General features: G+C 66.9%; 13 protein-coding genes and 1 other RNA gene. 5 read left to right on the plus strand and 9 right to left on the minus strand.

Annotated features, from left to right (window positions below; genetic code table 11):
- Positions 1–140: 140 nt before the first annotated feature.
- From cmk to gyrA, 7 genes are all read right to left on the minus strand, one after another.
- Entirely contained in the window at positions 141–809 is a 669-nt protein-coding gene (gene cmk / locus OVY01_RS15785) for a (d)CMP kinase (protein ID WP_267848526.1), read from the minus strand.
- Positions 806–2,170, minus strand: coding sequence for a 3-phosphoshikimate 1-carboxyvinyltransferase (aroA, locus tag OVY01_RS15790; protein WP_267848527.1), 1,365 nt, complete (start codon positions 2,168–2,170; stop codon positions 806–808). The genes cmk and aroA overlap by 4 nt, the downstream gene beginning before the upstream one ends.
- Positions 2,167–3,312 carry a prephenate dehydrogenase gene (locus OVY01_RS15795; RefSeq protein ID WP_267848528.1) on the minus strand — a complete coding sequence of 382 codons (1,146 nt, stop codon included), beginning with the start codon at positions 3,310–3,312 and terminating at the stop codon, positions 2,167–2,169. Before OVY01_RS15795 ends, aroA begins: the two co-directional genes overlap by 4 nt.
- The gene (gene pheA / locus OVY01_RS15800) at positions 3,302–4,399 is read right to left on the minus strand and encodes a prephenate dehydratase (RefSeq protein WP_267848529.1); all 1,098 of its coding nucleotides are present in this window, start codon (positions 4,397–4,399) and stop codon (positions 3,302–3,304) included. Before pheA ends, OVY01_RS15795 begins: the two co-directional genes overlap by 11 nt.
- On the minus strand, positions 4,399–5,478 hold the full coding sequence (gene serC / locus OVY01_RS15805; RefSeq protein WP_267848530.1) for a 3-phosphoserine/phosphohydroxythreonine transaminase: 1,080 nt from the start codon (positions 5,476–5,478) through the stop codon (positions 4,399–4,401). The genes pheA and serC overlap by 1 nt, the downstream gene beginning before the upstream one ends.
- Positions 5,479–5,679: 201 nt before the next feature.
- On the minus strand, positions 5,680–6,288 hold the full coding sequence (locus tag OVY01_RS15810; RefSeq protein ID WP_267848531.1) for a DUF2059 domain-containing protein: 609 nt from the start codon (positions 6,286–6,288) through the stop codon (positions 5,680–5,682).
- 116 nt (positions 6,289–6,404) lie between these two features.
- Positions 6,405–9,023, minus strand: a complete 2,619-nt coding sequence (gene gyrA / locus OVY01_RS15815; protein ID WP_267848532.1) for a DNA gyrase subunit A — start codon at positions 9,021–9,023, stop codon at positions 6,405–6,407.
- Between the two features lie 461 nt (positions 9,024–9,484).
- Here gyrA and ompA point away from each other — a divergent pair, with 461 nt between their 5' ends.
- The 5 genes from ompA to OVY01_RS15840 all read left to right on the plus strand — a co-directional run bounded on the left by ompA (position 9,485) and on the right by OVY01_RS15840 (position 14,237).
- On the plus strand, positions 9,485–10,162 hold the full coding sequence (gene ompA / locus OVY01_RS15820; protein ID WP_267848533.1) for an outer membrane protein OmpA: 678 nt from the start codon (positions 9,485–9,487) through the stop codon (positions 10,160–10,162).
- A 188-nt stretch (positions 10,163–10,350) separates the two neighbouring features.
- Positions 10,351–11,046 carry a bifunctional 2-polyprenyl-6-hydroxyphenol methylase/3-demethylubiquinol 3-O-methyltransferase UbiG gene (ubiG, locus tag OVY01_RS15825; protein ID WP_267848534.1) on the plus strand — a complete coding sequence of 232 codons (696 nt, stop codon included), beginning with the start codon at positions 10,351–10,353 and terminating at the stop codon, positions 11,044–11,046.
- 19 nt (positions 11,047–11,065) lie between these two features.
- Positions 11,066–11,782 (plus strand): HAD-IA family hydrolase, encoded by a 717-nt coding sequence (locus OVY01_RS15830; protein ID WP_267848580.1) that lies wholly within the window; start codon positions 11,066–11,068, stop codon positions 11,780–11,782.
- Positions 11,757–12,086: a transfer-messenger RNA gene (ssrA, locus tag OVY01_RS15835) on the plus strand. The genes OVY01_RS15830 and ssrA overlap by 26 nt, the downstream gene beginning before the upstream one ends.
- Before the next feature lie 21 nt (positions 12,087–12,107).
- Entirely contained in the window at positions 12,108–14,237 is a 2,130-nt protein-coding gene (locus OVY01_RS15840) for a tetratricopeptide repeat protein (RefSeq protein WP_267848535.1), read from the plus strand.
- A 66-nt stretch (positions 14,238–14,303) separates the two neighbouring features.
- Here the strand turns inward: OVY01_RS15840 and OVY01_RS15845 are convergent, their stop codons facing one another.
- Both OVY01_RS15845 and OVY01_RS15850 read right to left on the minus strand, forming a co-directional pair.
- A complete protein-coding gene (locus OVY01_RS15845; RefSeq protein ID WP_267848536.1) occupies positions 14,304–15,593 on the minus strand; it encodes an MFS transporter in 1,290 nt (429 codons plus the stop codon).
- 143 nt (positions 15,594–15,736) lie between these two features.
- Positions 15,737–17,035 carry a gamma-glutamyl-gamma-aminobutyrate hydrolase family protein gene (locus OVY01_RS15850; protein ID WP_267848537.1) on the minus strand — a complete coding sequence of 433 codons (1,299 nt, stop codon included), beginning with the start codon at positions 17,033–17,035 and terminating at the stop codon, positions 15,737–15,739.
- Positions 17,036–17,117 lie beyond the last annotated feature (82 nt).

Consider the following 17,117-nt stretch of genomic DNA (forward strand, 5'->3'; position numbering starts at 1 on the left):
ATCGGCCTGTCCACTACACCGGTGGCGTCGTGACGCGGGGGTTGGTGGTTGAAAACAATCCCGGTTGCGCCGGGCGGGTCATGCGGTCCTGCGGGTGTTGCCCTGGTGCTCCTGCGTCCCATGCCTGCGGCGCCCGTGCTTCAGGCGCTTCGCCGGTACCACCCGATCACTGCGTCGACCGCAGTTTCGATCGACATTTCGGAGGTATCCAGCAGGAACGCATCCGCCGCCGGCTTCAGCGGCGCCACGGTCCGCGCCGTATCGCGCGCATCGCGTTCCCGCAAATCCTTTAGCAGATCATCCATGTTAGCAGAAAAACCTTTGTCGCTCAATTGCTTAAGCCGCCGCGCCGCGCGCGCCTCGACGCTCGCGGTCAGAAACACCTTCAACCGGGCATCCGGAAAAATCACCGTGCCCATGTCGCGGCCGTCGGCCACCAGGCCCGGCGCTTCGCGAAACGCCCGCTGGCGTGCGAACAAGGCATTGCGCACCGGCCCATGCACGGCGATCGCCGAGGCGCGCAGCCCGATCGCTTCGGCACGGATCTCGTGCGAAACGTCGCATCCGTCCAACACCACGTCGTTCCCGGTGAAGCGGATATCGAGCGTGGCGGCGATCCCGGCAAGGGATTCGGCGTCGTCGGCGGCCACGCCCTGCCGGGCGCTGGCGAGCGCGGTCAGCCGGTACAAGGCGCCGCTGTCGAGCAGATGAAAACCCAGGACCGCGGCGACGCGCGAAGCGACCGTGCCCTTGCCGGACGCGGTCGGCCCGTCGATCGTCACGACCGGGTGTCCCACCGCGTCCGTCACCGCACCACCTGCGCGAAGCGGTCGAAATAGTCGGGAAAGGTCTTGGCGACGCAGTCCGGGTCGTTGATGGTGACCGGCACGCCCAGCAGGCTCACCAGCGAAAAGCACATCGCCATGCGGTGGTCGTCGTAGGTATCGATCACCGCGCCGGCGCGCAGTTGCGTCGGCGGCACCACGCGCAGCCAGTCCGGGCCTTCCTGCACGTCGGCGCCCAGCTTGCGCAATTCCGTCGCCATGGCGCTGATCCGGTCGGTTTCCTTCACGCGCCAGCTGCCGATATTGCGCAGGATCGACGGCCCCGACGCGCGCAGCGCCGCGACCGCGAGCGTCATCGCCGCGTCCGGGATGAGGTTGCAGTCCATGTCGACCGGACGCAGGCGCCCGTCCCCGGTATCGACGCCGCGCACCTCGATCCAGTGCTCGCCCATCATCACGTTGGCGCCCATCTGCGTCAATGCGTCGGCGAAGCGCACATCGCCCTGGATGCTGGCGCGGCCCACGCCCTCGACCCGCAGCGGCCCGCCGCCCAGCACGCCGGCGGCGAGAAAGTAGGAAGCCGACGATGCGTCGCCCTCGACCACGAGCGTGCCCGGCGAGCGGTAACGGCTGCCGGCGGCGACGCTGAAGCGCTGCCAGCCCTCGCGCTCGACGGGTACGCCGAAGCGCGCCATCATGCCGGTCGTGATGTCGACATAGGGCTTGGAAATCAGTTCGCCGTCGACTTCCACCGTGGCCCGCCCGTGCGCGGACAACCGCGGCAACGACAGCAGCAGCGCGCTCAGGAACTGGCTGGAGACGTCGCCCCGCACGCGAATCGGCCGCGCGACGCCTGCTCCGGCGGTCGCGCCGGGGTGAATCTGCAACGGTGGGAAGCCGGGCTGTCCGAGGTAGTCGATGCGCGCGCCCACGGCGAGCAGGCCGTCGACCAGATCGCCGATCGGCCGCTCGTGCATGCGCTTCACGCCGCTGACGCGGTAGCGGCCCTCGTTCAGCGCCAGCGCCGCGGTCAGCGGCCGCACCGCCGTGCCCGCATTGCCGACGAAGATGTCCGCGTCGCGCACCGGAAAGCCGTCCGGGGCACCGGTCACACGCCACGCTTCGCCCTTTGCACCCTTTCCGCCATGTTGCGCGGCATCGGACGGATCCGATGCGTCCGCGGGCAGGTGTGCCCACTCGATACCGAGCAGGCGCAATGCGTCGAGCATCACGCGCGTGTCGTCCGACTCAAGCAAATTCTCGAGCCGCGTCTCGCCCTCGGCCAGCGCGGCCATCAGCAATACGCGGTTCGAGATGCTTTTCGAGCCGGGCAGCGCCAGCGTGCCGCTCGCGCGGGAATAAGGTCCTAGTTCAAGCTGCTTCATATGTTCCGGTTCTTCATGGGCTTGCCGGCCGTCGACGAAAGGTCGTCGGCCGTTTCGTTTCGGTTGCCTGCGTGCGAGGCGGCAGGCGCGGTGGCAGGCGCGGCGGTAGATTCGACACGCGCCGCGCCGGGGTGCCAGCCCTCGCGTGCCGCGCGGGAACGCGAGAACAGGGCCTCCAGCGTGTCGCCGTCGGCTTCGGCCAGCGCCGTGCGCACGCCGCCCAGCACCGCCAGGTATCGGTCGAGGTCCGCCAGCACCGCGGTGCGGTTGGCCAGGCAGATATCGCGCCACATCCGCGGATTCGACGCCGCGATGCGTGTGAAATCGCGGAAGCCGGGGCCGGCGAACGCCAGGCGTTCGTCCGCGCCTTCCGATTGAAGAATATGCTCGATGAACGCAAAAGCAAGGAGATGCGGCAGATGGCTGACGCCAGCGAAAAGCTGGTCGTGCCGCGCGGGCGTCATGCACGCGGTGCGGGCGCCGGCGAGACGCCACATCGCCGCGACGCGCGTCACGGCGTCGGGCGCGGTGTCGGGCGCCGGACAGAGGATCACGTCGCGCCCGGCAAACAGCGCGGCATCGCCGGCGTCGACGCCGCTGGCCTCGCCTCCGGCGATCGGATGCGCGGCGACGAAGCGCGCGTGCCGCGGGCCCAACAGCTCACGCGCCGCGTCGCAGACCTGCCCTTTCGTGCTGCCGACATCGGTCAACACCGCGTCGGCGCGCAGCACGGGCGCGGCATGCGCAAGCAGCGCCCGCGTCTGCGCCACCGGCGCCGCCAGGACGATCAGGTCCGCCCGCGCCGCCAGCCGCGCGAACGCGGCGGCCTCGGCCTCGCCCCACCCTCCAGCGTCCGCCGCCACCGGCGCGGCGTCGTCTCCGGACCCCTCGACAGGCGCCAGCACGCAGGCTTCGTCGATCATGCCCAGCGCCAGCGCGCGCGTCAGCGCTGCGGCGTGCGGATCGGCAGCGGCGATCACGCCCGCGCCGCCGGCGCGGCCCTCGCGATGCATGCGCCGCAGCGCGCGCGCCACCGATCCGCCGATCAGGCCGATACCGCAGACGAGCACGCGATCGAAGGCGAAATCCGGCCCTCGGTCCGATACCCGCGGCGCTCCCGGCACCGGATGCTCAGCGGGCACGGGGATAGGAACCCGCGACGCGCACGAAGGCGGCGATCCTGTCGAGCGCGGCGATCGCCTCGGCGACGCGCGGTTCCTCGCGATGGCCTTCGATATCGATATAGAAATAGTAGGCCCAGCTGCCGCTGCGCGCGGGGCGCGATTCGAACCGGCTCATCGATACGCCGTAGGTGGCGAACGGTTCGAGCATGCGGTAGACCGCGCCCGCTTCGTTCTTCACCGACAGGATCAGGGACGTCTGGTCGGCCCCGCTCGGCGCGGGCGGCGTGCCGCCGATCACATGGAAACGCGTGCGGTTGTGGACATCGTCCTGGATCTGCGCGGCCGGCGTCTGCAGGCCGTAGTGCGCGGCGGCGCGGTCGCCGGCGATCGCGGCGAGCGTCGGATCGGCGGCCGCCAGCCGGGCGCCCTCCGCGTTGCTCGACACCGCGCGGCGCTCGGCATGGGGCAGATGCGTCGACAACCAGCGCTGACATTGCGCGATGGCCTGCGGATGCGCGCACACCGCCCGGATGGCGGCCAGGTCCGTGCCGAGCGCGAGCAGGTTGTGATGGATCGGCAAGGCGATCTCGCCGGTGATCGACAGGGATGTGCTCAACAACAGGTCGAGCGTGCGCGATACCGCCCCTTCGGTCGAATTCTCGACCGGCACGACGCCGAACTCGCTGGCGCCGGCCTCGACCGAGCGGAATACCTCGTCGATCGAAGGGCACGGCAGGCCGGTCGCCGAATTGCCGAAATAATCGAGCGCGGCCTGCTCGCTGTAGGTGCCCACCGGCCCGAGGAAGGCGACCACCGTGGGTTTTTCCAGTGCCCGGCTCGCCGACATGATCTCGCCCCAGATCGCGGCGATATGCGTATCGTGCAGCGGGCCCCGGCTCAACCCCTGCAAGCGGGCGATCACCTGCTGCTCCCGCTCCGGGCGGAATACGGGCGCGTCGAACACCTTCTTCACCTCGCCGACTTCGTGCGCCACGCCGGCCCGCTCGTTGAGCAGGCGGATCAACTCCGCGTCGATCTTGTCGATACGGGCACGCAGCGGGACGAGCTGGTCCTCGAGCGAGGGCGTTTGCGAATGGTCTTTCATCAGGCCTGCTCGCGTTCGAATGCGGTCATGTAATCGACCAGCGCCTCCACGCCCGCCATCGGCATGGCGTTGTAGATCGACGCGCGCATGCCGCCGACGCTCTTGTGCCCCTTCAACTGGGTCAGGCCGCGTTCGCGCGCGCCGTCCAGAAAGGCGGCATTACGCGATTCGTCCGCCAGCGTGAACGGCACGTTCATCCGGGAGCGGGCGTCGGGCTGCACCGGGTTCGCGTAGAAGGCGCTGCGATCGATGGTTTCGTACAGCAGCCGCGCCTTGGCGATGTTGCGCCGTTCGATCTCGGCCAGTCCGCCCTGACGCTTCAGCCACTGGCAGACGAGACCGGCGATGTAGATCGCATAGGTGGGCGGCGTGTTGTACATCGAGTTGTTCTGGGCGACGGTCTTCCACTCGAAGGCCGACGGACAGATCGCCAGCGCCCGGTCCAGCAAGTCCTCGCGCACGATGACGACGGTCAGGCCGGCGATGCCCACGTTCTTCTGCGCGCCGCCATAGAGCGCGCCGTAGCGCGCGATGTCGAGCGGACGCGACAACATGTGCGAGGAGATGTCGGCCACCAGCGGCACGTCGCCCAGCGCCGGCACCTCGGCGAATTCGACCCCGTTGACGGTCTCGTTCGTGCAGACGTGCACATAGGCGGCGTCCGGCGAGAGCTGCCACTCGTCCAGCGACGGCACGCGCACGAAGCCGCCCGCGGCGGTCGACACGGCGACGTGCGCGTCGCAATAGCGCAGCGCTTCCTTCTGCGATTTGCCCGACCACGAGCCGGTCACGACGTAATCCGCACGCCGGCGCGCGCCCAGCAGGTTGAGCGGCACGATCGCGTTTTCCGCCAGTCCGCCGCCCTGCATCAGCAGCACCCGGTGGCTGGACGGGATCGCCAACAGTTCCCGCAGGTCCCCGAGCGCCGCCTCGTGGATCGACGTGTATTCCCGCCCGCGATGGCTCATCTCCATCACGCTCATGCCGGAACCTTGCCAGTCCAGCATTTCATCGGCGGCCTGCTGCAATACTTCGAGAGGCAGCGCCGCGGGGCCCGCGGAAAAATTGTAAGCTCGCATGAAGCACCTGAAATCGTTGCGGCCGGTACATCGGGAGGAACCGGTCGAAAGACCGACGGAGGAACCGACTCGGGAACCGCCCAAACAAAATGGCCGTTTGCGCTTTCGCGCAAACGGCCATTATCTCACCATCGCCGGCTGCCGTGGCAGCCGTTGGCTACGAGCACGCCGCCCGACAGGGCCGGTGGCGTGCGGATTCGCTTACTTCGCCGCAGCCGGCTTGATCGCCGAAACGTCGCGATCCGCCTGCGAGCGCGTTGCCTGGATCGATTGCGGCATGTACTTCTGCATCAGGCCATTGACGACGTCGCGGCCGACCTGATCCTGGACCTGGATGAACTTGCGGCCCGCCGGGCTCGTGTAGAACGTGGTCAGGTCCTTGATTTCCTGCGTCGAATAGTACTTGTTGTACGCGTCCTGCTGCGCCGTCACCGCTTCGCGACGGAAGTTCTCGGTCGCGAAAACCTGGCCCGCCGCGTCCACCAGCTTCGGCACTTCGGTCTTTTGCAGTTGCGGCACGGCGGCCTGCTTCTGCTTGTCGTTCAGCGTCTTGTTCTCGGACAGCGCGTCCGAGAGAATCGCCGGGACCAGTTGCTTCGCCTGCATCTGCGCACTGTTGCCGATCGCGCTCGCCAGCTTGTCGCCGTCGATGGCCTTCAGCAGATCCTTGATCGCCGCGGCCTTCGCCGGGTCGGCGGGCGCGACCGCGACGGTCGGTGCCGGGGCGCTTTGATCCTGCAGCGCTTGCGCCATCGACAGCGGGGAAACGAACAGGGCGAGCAGCGCCAGATGTTTAAAACGTGTTTGCATCATCACTCCAAATAAAAGTCGCAGAGAATCGGCCGGGTATTCGATCAAACCTGTGTGCGTCGGGAGGGCGGACGCGGCTCGCAACCGCTCTCCCGAAAACCGCATCCGGCAAGATTCTACTCTTCAGCGCCGACGTCACTCTCATTTTCATCGGTATCTTCGTCGAGCAGGACGTCGTCCGCTTCGGTCTCGGCGACCTGTTGCAGGCCGGACAGGCGTGTTCCCTCATCCAGACTGATCAGTGTAACACCCTGGGTCGCCCGCCCCATTTCACGGATTTCGGACACGCGCGTGCGGATCAGCACCCCCGCCGTGGTGATCAGCATGATCTCGCTGGTGGGTTCGACCAGCGTCGCCGCCACCACGCGGCCGTTGCGCTCGGACGTCTGGATCGCGATCATGCCCTTCGTGCCGCGGCCATGGCGCGTGTACTCGCCGATCGGCGTGCGTTTGCCGAAACCGTTCTCGGTGGCGGTCAGCACCGACTGCTCGCCGCTGCCCGCCACCAGCATCGCGATCAAATGCTGCCCCTCCTCCAGCTGCATGCCGCGCACGCCGCGCGCCTCGCGGCCCATCGCCCGCACGTCGTTTTCATCGAAGCGCACCGCCTTGCCGGCATCCGAGAACAGCATCACGTCGTGCTGGCCATCGGTGATCGCCACGCCGATCAGATAGTCGCCCTCGTCCAGGTTGACCGCGATGATGCCCTTGCGCAACGGCCGGCTGAACGCCTCGAGCGGCGTCTTCTTGACGGTGCCGAGCGCCGTCGACATGAACACGTAGCGGTCCGCCGAGAACTCGCGCACCGGCAGCACCACCGTGATCTTCTCGCCCGCCTGCAGCGGGAACATATTGACGATCGGCCGGCCGCGCGAATTGCGCGAGCCCTGCGGCACCTCGTAGACCTTGACCCAGTAGACGCGGCCGAAGTTCGAGAAGCAGAGGATATGGTCGTGCGTGTTCGCGATGAACAGGGTCTCGATCCAGTCGTCCTCCTTCATCTGCGTCGCCTGCTTGCCGCGCCCGCCGCGCTTCTGCGCCGCGTATTCCGACAGCGGCTGCGACTTCACGTAGCCGGTATGCGACATCGTCACGACCATGTCCTGCGGCGTGATCAGATCCTCGGTATTGAGTTCGGTGGCGTTCAGCTCGATGTGCGAGCGGCGCGCGTCGCCGAACTCTCCCTTCACCGCGTTCAACTCGTCGCCGATGATCGTGGTGATCCGCTCGGGCTTGGCGAGGATATCGAGCAGGTCCGCGATCTGCGCCATGATGTCCCGGTATTCGCCGACGATCTTGTCCTGTTCCAGGCCCGTCAGGCGTTGCAGGCGCATCTGCAGGATTTCCTGCGCCTGAACGTCCGAGAGACGGTACAGCCCGTCGTCGCCCATGCCGAAGATGGCGAGCAGACTGTCCGGCCGGTAGGCTTCGCGCCCGCCGGCGGTCTCGGCTTCGGCGCGCGCGAGCATCGTGCGCACCAGTTCCGAATCCCAGGGCCGCACCATCAGGTCCTGCTTGGCGACCGGCGGCGTCGGCGCGGCCTTGATGATCGCGATGAATTCGTCGATATTCGCCAGCGCGACCGCCAGTCCTTCCAGCACGTGACCGCGTTCGCGCGCGCGACGCAGTTCGAAGATCGTCCGGCGCGTGACCACTTCGCGGCGATGCGACAGGAAGCAGTCGAGCATCTCGCGCAGGTTCAGCAGTTTCGGCTGACCGTCGACCAGCGCCACCATGTTCATGCCGAACGTGTCCTGCAACTGCGTCTGCTTGTACAGATTGTTCAGAATCACTTCCGGCACTTCGCCGCGCTTGAGCTCGATGACGACGCGCATGCCGCTCTTGTCGGACTCGTCGCGGATATCGGAGATGCCTTCGATCTTCTTCTCGCGCACCAGTTCGGCGATGCGTTCGAGCAGCGTGCGCTTGTTGACCTGGTACGGCAGTTCGTCGACGATGATCGATTCGCGCTGGCCGCGGTCGATGTCCTCGAAGTGGGTCTTCGCCCGCATCACGACGCGCCCGCGCCCCGTGCGATAGCCTTCGCGCACGCCGGTGATGCCGTAGATGATGCCGTATGTCGGAAAATCGGGGGCCGGGATGAATTCGATCAGATCGTCGATGGTGGAGTCCGGGTGCTGCAGCAAATGCTGGCACGCAGCGACCACTTCGTTCAAATTATGCGGCGGGATGTTCGTCGCCATGCCGACCGCGATGCCGGTCGCACCGTTGATCAGCAGGTTCGGCACGCGCGCCGGCATGACGACCGGCTCACGCTCCGCACCGTCGTAGTTGGGCGCGAAGTCGACGGTCTCCTTGTCCAGATCGGCGAGCAGTTCGTGACCGATCTTCGCCATGCGGATTTCGGTATAGCGCATCGCCGCCGCGCTGTCGCCGTCCACCGAACCGAAGTTGCCCTGGCCGTCCACCAGCATGTAGCGTAGAGAGAACGGCTGGGCCATCCGCACGATCGTGTCGTACGCCGCAGTGTCGCCGTGCGGGTGGTATTTACCGATCACGTCGCCGACGATACGGGCGGACTTCTTGTAGGCGCGGTTCCAGTCGTTGTTCAGCTCGTGCATCGCGTAGAGCACCCGGCGGTGCACGGGCTTGAGGCCGTCACGTACATCCGGAAGCGCCCGCCCCACGATCACGCTCATCGCGTAATCGAGATACGAACGGCGCATTTCCTCCTCAAGGGAGATGGGGATAGTCTCTTTCGCGAATTGATCCATTGTCCGTATCGTTGACGGAACGAGCGCCACGGCGCCCGCCCTGGTGAACCACATCCGGCGATTTTAACATGGCGCAGACCCGTCTCCAGCGCCTATCGACTGCCCCGCCTGTAGGGACCCATGAGGATGCCGCCGGGCCCGCCTTCCGGGCCGATAGAAGCGATCTGCACGACTGGCGTGGAGAGACCAGAACGGCGTCCCGCGCAAGGGTCGCCATGGGATATTTCACGATGTTGCAAGCGCACCACAGCCGCGACCAACGTCGTCCGCAAAGGTTCCATATTTTTATCGAAAGCGTCATCGCCGTATGGCAAAATGCGTCGCAGAAGTCAGACTTTTCTCGGCATGTTCCCGCTCTATCCCCGGTCGGGAGCAGTGTTATACTCCGAGCGGTCTAAGACTTGTCCACGTGATCAGGCTCGCAGGAAAGCTGCGGTAATCTCAATTTCGAGAGGAGAAATATGAATAAATTTTCAAAGCTCGCCTTCATCGCAGCTTCCGCAGTGACGGCAGCCTCGGCATTCGCGCAATCGGTGCCGGCCTCGCGCCAGGCGACGAATGACAACTGGGTGAACGGCACGGGCGAATACGTCTGGATGAACGGCACGAACGAACTGTGCTGGCGCGATGCGTTCTGGACCCCGGCGACCGCCAACGCGAAGTGCGACGGCGCCCTGGTTGCGCAGGCACCGACGCCGCCGGCACCGGTCGAAGCGGCACCGGCTCCGGTCATCACCAGCCAGAAGGTGACGTACCAGGCCGACACGCTGTTCGACTTCGACAAGGCTGTGCTGAAGCCGGCCGGCAAGCGCGCCATCGACGACCTCGCGACGAAGATTCAGGGTCTGAATCTCGAGGTGGTGGTTGCCACCGGCTACACCGACCGTATCGGCTCGGATCGTTACAACGATCGCCTGTCGCAGCGTCGCGCGCAAGCCGTGAAGGCCTATCTGGTCAGCAAGGGCGTCGAAGCCAACCGTATCTATACGGAAGGCAAGGGCAAGCGCAACCCGGTTGTGACGAACTGCAACCAGAAGAACCGCAAGGCGCTGATTTCGTGCCTGGCACCGAACCGCCGCGTGGAAGTGGAAGTGGTCGGCACGCAGCAAACGCAAACGACGCAGCCCGCTCAGCAGTAATCAGCGGTAGGACGTCGAAAAGCCCTGCTTCGGCAGGGCTTTTTTTTGCCCTTTTTTCCTGCTCGCCCTTTTCCCCCCGACACTGACCGGTACGCTCGTGTCGCGTTTTCCGTCGCGTTTGCTCCCGCAGCGCGAACCTCCGGCCTGCCTGGCGATATACTGGACTTATTGTGAATCCTCCAGACACCATGAACGCCGATCCCCACGAACTGCAAAAATTCAGCGATATCGCTTCCCGCTGGTGGGATCCCCGCGCTGAATTCCGTCCGCTCCACGAACTCAACCCGCTGCGCCTCGGCTGGATCGACACGCTTGCGCCCCTCGCCGGCAAACGCGTGCTCGACATCGGCTGCGGCGGCGGCATCCTGTCCGAATCGATGGCGGTCGCCGGTGCACGCGTCAAGGGCATCGATCTCTCCTCCGAAGCCCTTGGGGTGGCGGATCTCCACACGCTCGAGACCGGCGTCGCGGTCGAGTACGAGGAAATCGCCGCCGAAGCGCTGGCCGCGCGCGAGCCGGGCAGTTTCGACGTGGTCACCTGTATGGAAATGCTCGAACACGTGCCGCACCCCGCCGCGATCGTACAGGCCTGCGCGACGCTCGTGCGTCCGGGGGGCTGGGTCTTCTTCTCGACCCTGAACCGCAACCCGAAGGCCTATCTGTTCGCGGTGATCGGCGCCGAATACATCGCCCGGCTGCTGCCGCGCGGCACGCACGATTACGAGCGCTTCATCCGCCCGTCCGAACTCGCCGGTTTCGCCCGCGCCGCGGGCCTCACGCCGCATGGCTTCAAGGGCATCACCTACCGCCCGTTCAGCCAGCGCTTCTCGCTGTCGGACGACACCAGCATCAATTACATGTTCGCCTGCCAGCGGAGTGCCTGACATGTCCGATGCCGACCTGATGCAGGTCCCCGAAGCCGCGCCGGTAAGCGAAAAACCCATCGGCCTGGCGAAAGCCGTCCTGTTCGATCTCGACGGTACCCTGGCCGACACGGCGCCGGACCTGGCGGCCGCCGCCAACACCATGCTGCGCGACCGCGGCTTGCCGCTGGTGCCGCTCGAGGCCTTGCGCAAAGTGGCGTCGTCCGGCGCACGCGGACTGCTCGGGGTCGCGTTCGGCATCATGCCGGAGCACCCCGATTACCTGCCGATGCGCGACGAATTCCTCGCCAACTACACCGCGGACCTGTGTGTCGAGACGACGCTCTTTCCCGGCATCGACGCCCTGCTGGCAACCCTCGTCGAACGCGAGATCCGCTGGGGCATCGTCACGAACAAGGCGGAACGGCTGGCGCGCCCGCTGGTCGAGCAACTGTTGCTGCAACCCAGTGCGGGCTGCGTGGTCGGCGGCGACACCACCGCGCATGCGAAACCGCACCCGGCGCCGTTGCTGCACGCCGCCGAGTTGATCGGCGTCGCGCCCGCCGACATTCTGTATGTCGGCGACGACCTGCGCGACATCCAGGCCGGTCATGCCGCGGGTATGTATACAGTGGCGGCCGCCTACGGCTATTGCGGCAACGACCTGCCGCCGGCTGAATGGGGCGCGGACCTGCTGATCGACTCCCCCGATGCGCTCACCACGTTGCTGCGCGGCCTGACCGATTCGAAGTCGTGATAGACTAGCGGCATAGTCGTACAAAGACTGCCATGTTGGTGCGCTTCGGACGGGGGTTCGATTCCCCCCGGCTCCACCAAATGCCCGTGCGCCGCACATCCACTGCGCGGTTATCTGATGGGGTCGACCTGGTTTCGACGGGGTGAGGATACGGAAGCGGACGGCTCGAAAGGTGACGCACGTAATGCGCACAAATTTGTAAATGCTAATGATGACATTTACGCTGTAGCGGCCTAAATCCGCTTACGGAGCCTTCCCGGCTTGGCAACAGAATAGGGACTGCGGCCCCTTCGGGGGCCGTTGCCGTTTACGAACCGAGATCGCCTTGGCCGCCGCTTCGTCCCCCCCCTCGCCTCTTTCGCGCGCCCTCGACGCGCATCGCGCCGGCCGCCTCGACGAGGCCGAACGCGCCTATCTGTCCATTCTGGCGAACGTCCCCGAGGCTGCTGCACCCTCGCGCCCTACCGCGGCGCCGCAGCCCTCCGCGACCGATGGCGGGGAAGCGGTGCGGCCGGCCGAGGTGCAGCCGGCCGAGGCGCGATACTGGCTCGGCGTGCTCTATCTGCAACGACAGCGTGCCGGCGATGCATGCGTGTGTTTTCGCGATGTGCTGGCGCGCCGGCCGGACCACGACGCGGCCCGCCTCAATCTCGGGCATGCCTTGCAAAGCCTGGGCGATCGCGATGCCGCACACCAGGCGTTCGCGCATACCGCCCGCTCCGCCGTGCCGGAAATCGCGGCCGCGGCGCATGCCGCACTCGGCCGTCACGAGGCTGCCGCAGGACGTCCGGCGGATGCGTTGCGCTGTTTCGACGCGTCCCTGGCCATCCTGCCCGCAGAAGCAGCGGTCCATGACAGCCGCGGCGTCACGCTGGCGGCGCTCGGCCACCACGACCTTGCCGAACAGGCGCACCGGGCGGCATTGGCGATCCGGCCCCGGCATGCCGGTACGCACAACAACCTTGGGCTCGCCATCAAGGCACAGGGCGATCTCGCCGAGTCGCTCTGGCATTTTCGCGATGCCTTGCGCATCGATCCCGACTTCGTGCCGGCGCTGGTCAATCTCGGACAGGCGGTGGCGCTGGGCGGCGACCCCGATCAGGCGAGCGCGCCGCTCGAACGCGCGGTGCGGCTGGCGCCCGATTTCGCCCTCGCGCACCACGAGCTGGCCTGCGCTTACGCCGCACTGGACCGCCAGGAGGAGGCGGCGCGACATTTCGTGCGGACGACCGAACTCGACCCCGAGTTCGCGCTCGGCTGGCAGAACCTCGCCAGCGCGCGTTTCGAGACGGGCGAGCGCGCCGCGGCGCTGGCCGCCGTCGAAGAGGCCCTGCGCCTCGCGCCCGCGTCGGCCATGGGACGCTTCGCGCGCGCGACGCTGCGACTTGCGGAAGGCGGCGATCGACAAGCCTGGCAGGATTACGAAGCGCGGCTCGCCGTATGGGCCACGCAAGCGCAGTTCGCCGTGCCCCGCTGGTCCGGCCTGCCGGCCGATGTCGACGCGGCGCGGGGCCGTGCACCGCTGACCTTGCTGGTGCACGCGGAACAGGGATTCGGCGACACGCTGCAGTTCTTTCGCTTCGTACCGCTGGTCGCGGCACGCGTCGCGCACGTGGTGCTTGCGGTGCCCGCGCCGCTGTCGCGCCTCCTGGTGCCGGCCGCCGATGCCGCCGGCGTAACGCTGCTGAACGAGGACGCCCCCTTGCCGCCGGTGGATGCGCACTGTCCGTTGACGAGCCTGCCGTTGGCCTTGGGAATCGGCGAGACGCCGCCTGCGCCGCCTTATCTCTGGCTGCCCGGCGAACCCACCTTGCGGGCCGATGCCCCGGCGGCCGGTGGCCGCGCTCCCGTCCTACGCGCGTGGCCCGGCCGGCTCGCCACACGCCTGCGGCGGCGCACTGCGCGCCCCACTGATCCCACCGGTCCCGTCGGCCCGCTGCGCGTGGGGCTGGCCTGGTCCGGGCGCCGCCCGGATCTCATGCGCCACGCCCCGGACGCCCCTTCCGCTCCCGCTTTCGACAAACGCGCCGTGCCGCTCGACGCGCTGCTGCCGCTGTTCGCGCTGCGCGACATCGAATGGCACGTACTGCAAACCGAGATCGATGCCGATGACCGCGCGGTGTTGGCAACCGTGGCCGAGCGCGCGTCCCTCGTCTTCGCCAGCGACGCTTTCCAGGATTTCGCCGACACGGCCGCCGCGATCGTTCAGCTCGATCAGGTGCTCAGCGTCGATACCTCGGTCGCGCATCTCGCCGGCGCACTGGCCGCGCCGCTCGCCATCATGCTGCCACTCGCCGCGGACTGGCGTTGGGACGCGTGCGACGTGGCGGGCAACAACCTCTGGTATCCGGCGGCCCGCTTGTTTCGTCAGCGCACGCGCCGCGACTGGAGCGACGTCGTGCAGGCGGTGGCCGAGATGCTGGCCGGCGCCGTCGGCAAGGCATCGTCCGGCTGATGCTTGCCCCGGGCGGGGGACGATCCGCGATGGATCGACCGGGGCGCGGGTTTTCAGCCCGCCGCGCTAGGCGAGTTTATAGCGTTGCCGCGATTCCTGACTCTTGAACAGAATCAGGGTGGCGACCAAACCGCAGGCCGCCGCGAACGACAGCCACAGGCCGGGCGCGGCCTTGTTCCCGGTCCAGTGGATCAGGAAGGTCGAGATCGCCGGCGTGAAACCGCCGAACAGCGCGGTCGCCAGGCTGTACGCCAGCGAGAAGCCGGCGGTCCGCACCTCGACCGGCATGATCTCGGTCAGCGCGACGACCATCGCGCCGTTATAGCTGCCGAACAGGAAGGACAGCCACAACTCCACTTCGAGCAGGCGTGCGAACGACGGATCCGCCACCAGCCAGCGCATCGCGGGGTAGGCCGTCAGCAGCGTCAGCACGGTAAACACGATCAGGATCGGACGACGGCCCACGCGATCCGACAGTGCGCCCATCAACGGCAGCCAGATCAGGTTCGAAATGCCCACGCAGACGGTGACCACCAGCACATCGATGCTCGACAGATGCAGTTCGGTGCGGCCGAACGTCGGGGTGTACGCGGTGATCAGGTAGAAGCAGACGGTGGTCATCACGACCATCATCATGCCGGCCACCACGATGCGCCAGTTGGTGAGCATCGAGCGATAGATCTCGCCGACCGACGGACGATGCTTGCGGGCCAGGAACTCCTCGGTTTCCTGCAACGAACGACGGATCGCGAAGATGAAGGGTACGATCAGGCAACCGACGATGAACGGCACGCGCCATCCCCAGTTGGTCATTTGCTCGACCGGCAGCCAGGCATGCAGCATCACGCCTATCAGCGCGGCGAAGATCACCGCGACCTGCTGGCTGCCCGACTGCCATGCGCAGTAGAAGCCCCGGCGGCCCGGCGTGGCCATTTCAGCCAGATACACCGACACGCCACCCAGTTCCACGCCGGCGGAAAAGCCCTGCAGCAGACGCCCTAGCAGCACGAGCGCCGGTGCGAGAATGCCGATCGTCGAATAGCTGGGTACCACCGCCACCAGCAGCGTGCCCGCCGCCATCAATGTCAGCGTCACGATCAGGCCCTGGCGCCGGCCGTGATGATCGATATACGCCCCCAGGAAGATCGCACCCAGAGGACGCATCAGGAAGCCGACGCCGAACACCGAGAGGGACAACATCAGCGACGCGAAGTCGCTGTTCGCCGGAAAATACGCCTTGGCGATCGCCGAGGCGTAATAGCCGTACACCATGAAATCGTACATTTCCAGAAAGTTTCCGCTGACCACGCGGAAAACGGTCCTGGCCTTGTTTTCCTGTACCGCTGCTTCTGCCATGTCTCTTCTTCCTCTCCATATCCACAACCGTTGTGACGCGCCGGCAAGTCCTCTCGGTTGTACCGTCATGCCTTGTGCCCGCAATCATAATTCAAGCTGCGGCCGAATGTCGCCGTCAAAAATAGGATGACGGGCGGCGGTGCCTACAACCGCGTCTCGCGGGCGGCGCGCAGGAAATGATCGAGCAGCGGCGAGCAATCGAGCAAGCCCGTGCCGTCGGGGTGGTGGAACTCCGGATGCCACTGCACGCCGACGACGAACGGCGCCTTGCGGTAACGGATCGCCTCGACGATGCCGTCGCCTTCGGACACCGCCTCGACGCGCAGATCGCGGCCGAGTTGCGACACCGCCTGGTGATGGATCGAGTTCACCAGCGCATGCTCGCGACCGCCGAACATGCCCATCAGCGTGGAATCCGCAGGAAACCGGATCGCGTGGTTCAACCGGTCGTATTGATCGTTCACATGGATGCCGGCGCTCGGGACGTCGGTGGCGATGTCCTGATACAGCGTGCCGCCGAATGCGACATTGATCAACTGACAGCCGCGACAGATCCCCAGCACCGGTTTGCCCGACTCGATGAACTCGTGCAGCAGCTCGAGTTCGTACATGTCGCGCACCCGGTCGCCAGGCCATTCGGGTTGGGTCACCGGCGCATCCGGCGAACCGGCGAAGGATTGCGGAGACACGTCGGCGCCGCCTTGCAGGACCAGCGCGTCGAGGTGCTTCGCGTAATCGCGCAGACGGATATTGCTGGGGTGCAGCATGCCGCGCTGCCCCACCGTGGGCACCATGAACACCAGCACGTCGCGCGACATCACCCAGTGCGAGATCGACTCCTCCAGGTATTGCAGCGTCTTGCCGCGCAGTCCCTTGGCGCCCGGTTCGGGATGGAAGATCCGCGCCGAGACGCCGATCTTCAGCGTGCGCTGGGTGAGGCGCTGTCCGGCGCGATCGAACACCGAGCGGGCACGGGCGTTGACGATGCGTCCCAGCACCGTCCAGGCCGACTCGGAGCTTTTTTCATAACGTGGCGCCGCGGCGGGCCCGGTGGGCGGATCGGCCGGCGGGCGCGCGGGCGACGTGGCGTCGGGCATGTGCTCGGACAGGGCCGCGCCCGATGCCGCGCCGGTTTGCGGATGCGCCTGCGTCCAGGCGGCGGCGCCATACGCCGGGGCGCGCTGCGGCGGCGCGCCGGCGGGTTCCTCCAATGGCGCTGCCGACGGCGCGGCGGCGGGCGCGGCGGATGAGTGAGGCGGCGTGGCTTCCAGCCCTCCCATCCCTTCCGGATGCGCCTGCGTCCAGGCGGCAGCGCCATAGGCAGCGGCACGCTGCGTCGGCGCATCGGTATCGCCGGCCACGGGCGATCGCGTTGGCGACACCGGCGCGTTCGCGGCGGGCGGCCCCATTTCTTCGGGCAGATCCACGGGTTTCTCGGTCATGGGCGGGACACTCCTGTCGGGATAACGGTGGACGCAACAATGCGTCGATTATCCATAATCCCCGATACAGCAGCAATCAGGC

Source organism: Robbsia betulipollinis, assembly GCF_026624755.1.
Classification (GTDB): Bacteria; Pseudomonadota; Gammaproteobacteria; order Burkholderiales; family Burkholderiaceae; genus Robbsia; species Robbsia betulipollinis.